Annotated in this window: 5 protein-coding genes; all 5 read right to left on the reverse strand. The window is 62.0% G+C overall.

Features of this window, described 5'->3' with window-relative positions; genetic code table 11:
• A partial coding sequence (locus JNL55_RS06100; RefSeq protein ID WP_293850737.1) for a DEAD/DEAH box helicase occupies positions 1-1,915 on the reverse strand: 1,915 nt, incomplete at its 3' end.
• Positions 1,916-2,109: 194 nt separating this feature from the next.
• The gene (locus tag JNL55_RS06105) at positions 2,110-2,499 is read right to left on the reverse strand and encodes a DUF3037 domain-containing protein (protein WP_293850740.1); all 390 of its coding nucleotides are present in this window, start codon (positions 2,497-2,499) and stop codon (positions 2,110-2,112) included.
• Positions 2,477-3,253: a HipA family kinase gene (locus tag JNL55_RS06110; protein WP_293850742.1), complete on the reverse strand. Its 777-nt coding sequence runs from the start codon at positions 3,251-3,253 to the stop codon at positions 2,477-2,479. The genes JNL55_RS06105 and JNL55_RS06110 overlap by 23 nt, the downstream gene beginning before the upstream one ends.
• A 102-nt stretch (positions 3,254-3,355) precedes the next feature.
• The gene (locus JNL55_RS06115) at positions 3,356-4,873 is read right to left on the reverse strand and encodes a carboxylesterase/lipase family protein (protein WP_293850745.1); all 1,518 of its coding nucleotides are present in this window, start codon (positions 4,871-4,873) and stop codon (positions 3,356-3,358) included.
• Between the two features lies 1 nt (position 4,874).
• Positions 4,875-7,451, reverse strand: a 2,577-nt coding sequence (locus JNL55_RS06120) for a beta-glucosidase (RefSeq protein ID WP_293850748.1), incomplete at its 5' end; no start/stop codon positions are given.

A 7,451-nucleotide genomic window follows, 5' to 3' on the forward strand; every position in this document is an offset into this window, starting at 1 on the left:
GTGCGGCCTCTCCTTCTGCAGCTGGCGCTTGGCCTTCGCGCTGTGCGAATTCCAGCGCTCTGCGCTCGCGACGATTCAGCGGCCGCGGCTGCGGCGGCGATGTGACATCTGACTGTTCAGACGATGTGAAATCCGGAGCACCCGACTCCGACCGTCCGGCCGGTTCGGATCCATCGGAAGGTTTCCACGCAGCGCGAGCCGGACGGTCAGACCGCTCAGCGCCACGCGACGGACGTTCCGACTTCTCATACCGAGTGCCACGCGAGGGACGCTCAGACTGCTCTGACCAAGCACCACGCGCGGGGCGTTCCGATTGCTCAGTCCGAGCGCCGCTCGCAGGGTATTCAGCTCGCTCCGAGCGAGGACCGCGTTCCGATTGTTCCGACCAGGCGCCACGCGCCGGGCGCTCTGATCGCTCCGAGCGAGGGCCACGTGAAGGACGCTCTGATTGTTCCGACCGACCAGCGCCCGACGACTGTTCGGACCAGGCACCGCGCTCCGGGCGGGGCGAGCGATCACGACGCGAGCGAGAGTCATCGAAAGAAGCCTCTCTATCGAACGACCGCCCCTGCCCCGGCTCGAGCAACAGCGGCGTAGCGCCCTGCGCGATGCTGGCCAGCGCAGCGGCAATCTCCAGAGCAGACACATTATTGTCCCGCTCATAACTCTCGATCAGCGGCAAAAACGCCTGGCCGGCATTGGTCTCGATAGCCGACGCCAGTTTCTCGTTGAAACGGGCGACCCGACGCTCATTCACATCCTCAACCGACGGCACCTGCATCTGCTCGATGTCTTGCCGAGTAGTACGCTCGATGACGCGAAGCATGTTCCGTTCGCGAGGCGCGATAAAAAGAATCGCCTCGCCACTACGACCCGCCCGCCCCGTGCGACCAATGCGATGAACATACGACTCCGGGTCGTAAGGAACATCGAAGTTCACAACGTGACTAACGCGCTCCACATCCAAGCCACGCGCGGCGACGTCAGTCGCGACGACGATATCGATCTGCCCAGACTTCAAGCGCGCAATGGTCCGCTCACGCTGTACCTGAGCGATGTCGCCGTTGAGCGCTTCAACCGCAAAACCACGTGCTGCCAACTTCTGCGCCAACTCTTCGGTCGCAATCTTGGTACGCGCGAACACGATCATCGCGTCGAACGACTCGGCTTCGAGAATGCGCGTCAGCGCATCGAGCTTGGCGTGCATGCTGCCGACGATCAGATAACGCTGCCGAATCTTGCTGGCAGTGGTCGTCTTGCTCTTGATGGTGACTTCAGCCGGATTACGCAGGTGTTGTTGCGCAATCCGCCGTACTTGGGTGGGCATGGTGGCCGAGAACAGAGCGATCTGTCGCTCGGCGGGAATCTGTTCCAGGATCCATTCGACATCGTCGATGAATCCCATGCGCAACATCTCATCCGCCTCGTCCAGCACCAGATGCTTCAAGGACGACAGATTCAGGGTGCCGCGCTTGATGTGATCCATGGCGCGGCCCGGGGTCGCCACGATGACATGCACGCCACGACGCAGACTTTGGAGCTGCGGGGTGTAGCTCTGCCCGCCGTAGACCGGCAGTACGTGAAATCCCTTCATATAAGTGGCGTAGCGCTGGAACGCCTCCGCCACCTGAATCGCCAGTTCGCGGGTCGGCACGAGCACCAGCGCCTGAGGCACGGCCTCGCGGACATCGATCTTGGACAGGATGGGCAGGGCGAATGCGGCCGTTTTGCCGGTGCCGGTCTGGGCCTGGCCGACCACGTCGCTGCCGGCCAAAAGATGCGGAATGGTGGCGGCCTGGATGGGCGAAGGCGACTCGTAGCCCACGTCCTGCAGCGCCTTCAGCACCGCCTCATTCAGGGCGAGATCGCTAAAAGCAGGGCTTTCGCCCGGGGTCTGATCGGAAGGAGCGGGCAAGGAAAACCTCGGACTTCGCGGGCGCGAACTTACGGAAAGGCGCGGGAGTTTACACATCCAGCGGCCAATCCGCTGGAAACAGTGAAATTCACAGCCTTTTCAACGCCATTTATGGGCCATTTCCGGCCCATTTGAAAAGCCGGGGCCGCTTATGACAATCCGTAGTCCGCTCAGTCCAGGGTTCCGTCCGAGGCTCAGCGAGGCCCGGCCGAGCGCACCATTTTCTGCAGCAGTTGCTCCAGCAACCGGGACGGATCGTCGCTGCGGCCGGTGTGCACCGAAGAGGTCTGGATCATGGTGCTGCGGGGAGCGACCAGCCAGTGGAAACGCTCCCTCGGCGTGAGCCGCCCGATGGGCCCGGTGCCGGCGCAGATGGCCGGAATGCTGCCCAAATTCTCACGCACCGTGTCCAGATCGATGTCCGGGGCGATGGCACGCAAGCGGCTTTCATCCAGCTCGATGCGCGCGGCCAGATATTCCAACGCCGGGCACGACACGATCACGCCGGCGTTGATGAATTCTTCGCGTTCGACCCGAGGGACGACACGAATGATGGCGTAGTCATACGAGCACGGAGCGCGCACGCTTCACCTCGTCGAAAAACAGATGTGGCGACTGCAAGCGTCGCAACAGATATTCGGCATAAGCATCTCGATACTCGGCGGCGCTCGAAAACGTCACATCGCCGCGTAACAACGCATCCGGAATCAACGCCACGATGTTACGAACGATCTCGGGCGTGATGCGCGCAAGCATGAACTCGTGCGCTTGCTCCAACGAGGTGGCGAACGGCAACAGCACATGATCGCGAATCATCGGGAACGCATCCCGGCTGCGCTCCAGATACTGCGCCCAGGAATGATGGAAGTACAAAGCGGCGCCGTGGTCGATGAGGCGCAACTGGCGATGCCACACCAGCATGTTGGTGTTGCGGGCCGTGCGATCCACGTTGGTGACGAAGGCGTCGAACCAGACGATCTTGGAGGCCAGGGCCGCGTCCGGATGGAACACCACCGGGTCGAAGGTGATCGCGCCCGGCAGATAGTCGAGCGCCACGTTGAGCCCGGCACTGGCGCGGATCAGTTCCTGAATCTCGACGTCCGGTTCGGTGCGCGCCAGATCGGGATCGAGTTCGATCAACACGATCTCGGGGATGGGCAAGCCGGCGGCACGGCCGAGTTCGCCCGCCACCAATTCGGCGATTAGCGCTTTGGGCCCCTGGCCCGCACCACGAAACTTGATGACATACATGCCGTCGTCATCGGCTTCGACGATGGCCGGCACGGAGCCGCCTTCGCGCAAAGGCGTGACATAGCGGGTTACTACTATGGTTCGCAAGCGTCCGATCCACTTTGCTGTTAGCAAGGCGGCGGAGAGTATATAGCCCAGAATTGCGCGACTGGCAGCACCTAACGCATAGAAGTTGCGACCCGAGGCGTTTTAGTAGCGTTTCGCGATCAAATCCAAAGCGGCCGCGTGCGGCTGTTGTGTGACAATCGGACCGCCATTGCCGAACTCGAACACGCGGTTATCGCCGCTCGCCAGCGGCCACTCCGGACGCCCGCCGCCGTTGGGATTGCCGGTCTTGGCGAACGCCACCCAATATGCACTGATCAGATTGGCGGCGCGCTCGTCGTTGGCATCGGTCTTCCAGGGCGAGGTCTCCAAGGTCTTGAAGACATGTTGGCGCTCCTGCGCATGGGGCGTTGCCTTCACCGTCGGCGGCGCGTGCTCGGAAAGCACCGAGAAGCGATACAGATAAGCGGGATGCTTGGCCTTGGCATGCAACCGAGTCAGCTCGCGCGCCGCTTCGGTGAACAACACGTCGCTCAACACATTGGCCTTGAAGTTGTCCTCACCGCCGTAGGCGCTTACCAGTTGCGCTCGTTGCTCGGCCGGGAAGCGCATCGCTTCGCCCAATGCGCCGGGCAACGACTCGGAATAGAACGCGAACTCCAACGCGTTACTGCCGGCGAGATACGGTACCGGCGCCTGCCGGCCGGCCGCGAACGCCACATCCACGTTTTCCAGCAACAGCTTGCCGTCGATGATGGGATTGGTCTCGGCGAACTGCTCGGTGGCATTCACGATGGTTTCTGCCGAAAGTGCACGGAGCGCAGCCAGATCGCCATTCGCCACGCCGAGCTTGGCCGCGAACTTGGCCCCTTCTTCGAGAGCCGAGGCCCGACCGTCCGGCGCTTTGCGATCCAGGAACAAGCGCCGATCACGCCCCAGGCCCGACTGCGATATCGCTTTATGAAACAGGCCGCGCGCCGGTGGAGCAATCATCAACGCATTCACCGCCGCGCCACCGGCGGACTCGCCGAAGATGGTCACGTTGCCAGCATCGCCGCCGAACGCCGCGATGTTCCGCTTGACCCAATGGAGTGCCGCGATCTGGTCCAGCAACGCATAGTTGCCTTGCAGCTCTTTCGGCGCCTCTTTCACCAGTGCCGGATGGGCGAAGAAACCCAGGCGACCCAAGCGATAGTTGATGGTGACCACCACCACGCCTTGCTTGGCCAGTTCGGTGCCGTCATAGAGCGCCGCCGTGCCTGAGCCGTTGACGAAACCGCCGCCGTGAATCCAGAACATCACCGGCAACAACTGCTTCGGCCTCACGGTCGGAGCAAACACGTTCAGCGTCAAACAGTCTTCGCTGGCGGGCGGCGGACCGACGCCGTTGTCGGTGGTATTGATCTTCTGACTGCACAAGGCGCCGACTTGATCTGCCTTGCGCACACCGCGCCATGCGGCGACCGGTTGAGGAGCACGCCAGCGCAGCTTGCCCACCGGCGGCGCTGCGTAGGGAATGCCTTTGAAAGAAACGATGTCGTCAGCAACGACGCCGGCCAGTTCGCCGCTGTCGATGCGCGCCTGCTCGGGCTTGGTGCTGGCTTGCGCTGACCAAGTCAGGCTCACGATCGCGGTCGCGACCAGACACTGCAATGCTCGCATGTTATTTCCCCAACCTGGCTGCGGTCACGTCGCGCGCTAACGTCCACTCGCCGCGCAACGCAATGTTATCGGACGAGTCGCCCACCAATATTTGGAACGCGCCCGCCTCGGCGCGCCATTGTTCCTTGGCCAGGTCGTAAAACGCAAACGCGCGAGCATCCAGCGCAATCGTGACGGTGCGCGATTCGCCAGGTTGCAGACTGACCTTGGCAAATCCCTTCAGCTCCTTGGCCGGTCTCGGCACGCTGGCTTGCGGGTCGCCTACATAGAGCTGTGAGACCACGGCGCCGGCACGCTGGCCAGTGTTGGTCACGACAAAAGAAACATTGCACAGTTTGCCGGCCTCGGTCGCAGGCTTCACGGCGAGATCGCCGAACTTGAACGTGGTGTACGACAGGCCGTGCCCGAAAGCGAACTGCGGCTGGGTGCCTTGCTTCTCGTAGCCGCGATAGCCGACGAACAAGCCTTCGGCATAGCTCACATCGCGCTGGCCGGCGGCCGGGTAATAACTATTGAAGGTCGGATTGTCCTGAACGCGCCGCTCGAAGGTGGCCGGCAGATGGCCCGAAGGATTGACGTTGCCGAGCAATACATCAGCCAGCGCCGTGCCGCCTTCCTGACCGAGATACCACGCCTGCACCAGGCCGGGAACGCGCTCGAGCCAAGGCATGTCGACGGCGCCGCCGGCAGTGATGGCAACCACTGTCTTTGGATTGGCGGTGGCGACCGCTTGGATCAATTCGTTCTGGCCCGGCGGCAAGGCGAAGCCGCGATCCCAATCTTCGGTTTCGCTGCTGCCGTCGAAGCCCGCTGCAATCACGACGGCGTCCACTTTCGCGGCTACCGCGGTTACTACCGGGTCGACCCACTTCCCTGCTTGCACGATGCCGAGCCGAACGAAGGGCGTCGGGCCGTCGAGGCCACCGGTTTGAGTGCGATGCTCGAGCACGATCTTGTACGGTCGCGCTTCGAAGTTGAGCCGGTGCTGATCGATGGCGACGTGTTTGCTGTTCCAATGGTCCGCGATCAGCTTGTCGTCGATGTACAAGCGGCTGCCGTAAACGCGAGCAAAGCCGCCGAGCTGCACGAATAGGTCGTGCTCGCCCGCTTGCTCGGGTGTGAAGTACGCGGTCCAGCGCGTGGATAGACGTTTGGATGAGGCCATGGCCGCGAAGTCCGGATCCGTTTCGCCGGTCGCGAAGGTAGTGAAGTCCAGCGGCGCGCCTTGATTGATGGCGCGATCCACGCGTGTGGCGGTCGGTGAGCCGGTCAATTCGATATTGTCGAAGACCTCAACGTTCACGCCGCGCTTGCCGCCGGTCGCGGCCGTTTGCAATTTGGTTGCGTTGGCTGCACGCGTGTAGTCGAGGATGCCGCGCAGATAATGAACGTCGACTTTGGTGCCTAGGTCCTGTGAGAGACCTTCAAACAAACTGGTCGAGTGGAATGGCACCACCGTCACGCTGCCGCCGCCGTGAAGCACGTTCGGGTAGCCGTTTGGACCGATGACCGCGATGGTGCGGATCTTGGTTTTATCCAACGGCAGTACGTTGTTTTGGTTCTTCAGCAGCACGATGCCTTCGCGTGCCGTTTGTAGAGCTACTTCGCGGCCCGCGGCGTTGTAGCGAGGAATGGTGGGATCGAGTTGCGGTCGGTCGAGCCAGCCCAAGCGAGCGGCTGTTCTTAAGATGCGCCGGACTTTGTCATCCAGCGTGGCTTGTTTGACTTTGCCTTCCTTTACCAGCGGCGTCAGTGCCGAGCGGTTCAGGAACTTGCCCGAGGGCATTTCCAGATCCAGACCGCCGTTCGCGGCACCGAGCGTGTCATAGGTTGCATCCCAGTCGGACATGAGCACGCCATCGAAGCCCCATTCTGCTTTGAGCACCTCGACGTTGTAGTAACGGCTTTGAGACATGTGCTCGCCGTTGACCAGGCCGTAGCTGCCCATCACCGCAGCGACGTTTGCTTCCTTCACTGCGGCTTCGAAGACCGGGAGATAGATTTCACGGGCCGTGCGTTCGTCGATGACCGAGTCGGTGGAGTGACGAGCGAATTCGGAGTTGTTGCCGAAGTAGTGTTTGACGGTTGCGGCTACACCTTGGCTTTGCACCCCTTCGATGAAGGGAACGGCGATGCGAGCGGCTAGGAATGGATCTTCGCCCAGGTATTCGAAGTTGCGGCCGTTCAGCGGTGAGCGGTAGATATTCACGCCCGGCGCCAAGTAGAAATGCACGCCGCGTGCGCGGGCGTCTCGGCCGATTTGAGTGCCGAATTGATTTGCTAGTGCTGTGTTCCAGGTAGCGGCTAAAGCGATACCGCCTGGCATCACGTTGGAGCGCGACCATCTTCGGACGCCGAAGAAGCCATCAGCTGTCGCCATCGGTGGCACGCCGATACGCGGCACGCCGCGAACGTCGAATAGATTCACGCCGCCGAGGAGGTCTATTTTTTCCTCGGGGGTCATTTGTTTCAACAGGACTTCAACGCGTTGCTCGATCTCGCGCGCCTTCGGCGGCTCGGAAGCCGAGGCGAGTGTCGGCAGGCCCGCCGCCGACATGATTGCGATCGCCGCTGCGAG

Source organism: Steroidobacter sp. (genome assembly GCF_016790065.1).
Classification (GTDB): Bacteria; Pseudomonadota; Gammaproteobacteria; order Steroidobacterales; family Steroidobacteraceae; genus Steroidobacter.

Bases quoted from the DNA above. Each gene is read 5' to 3' on its own strand.
- JNL55_RS06115 (WP_293850745.1), bottom strand. From the start codon at position 4,873: ATGCGAGCATTGCAGTGTCTGGTCGCGACCGCGATCGTGAGCCTGACT.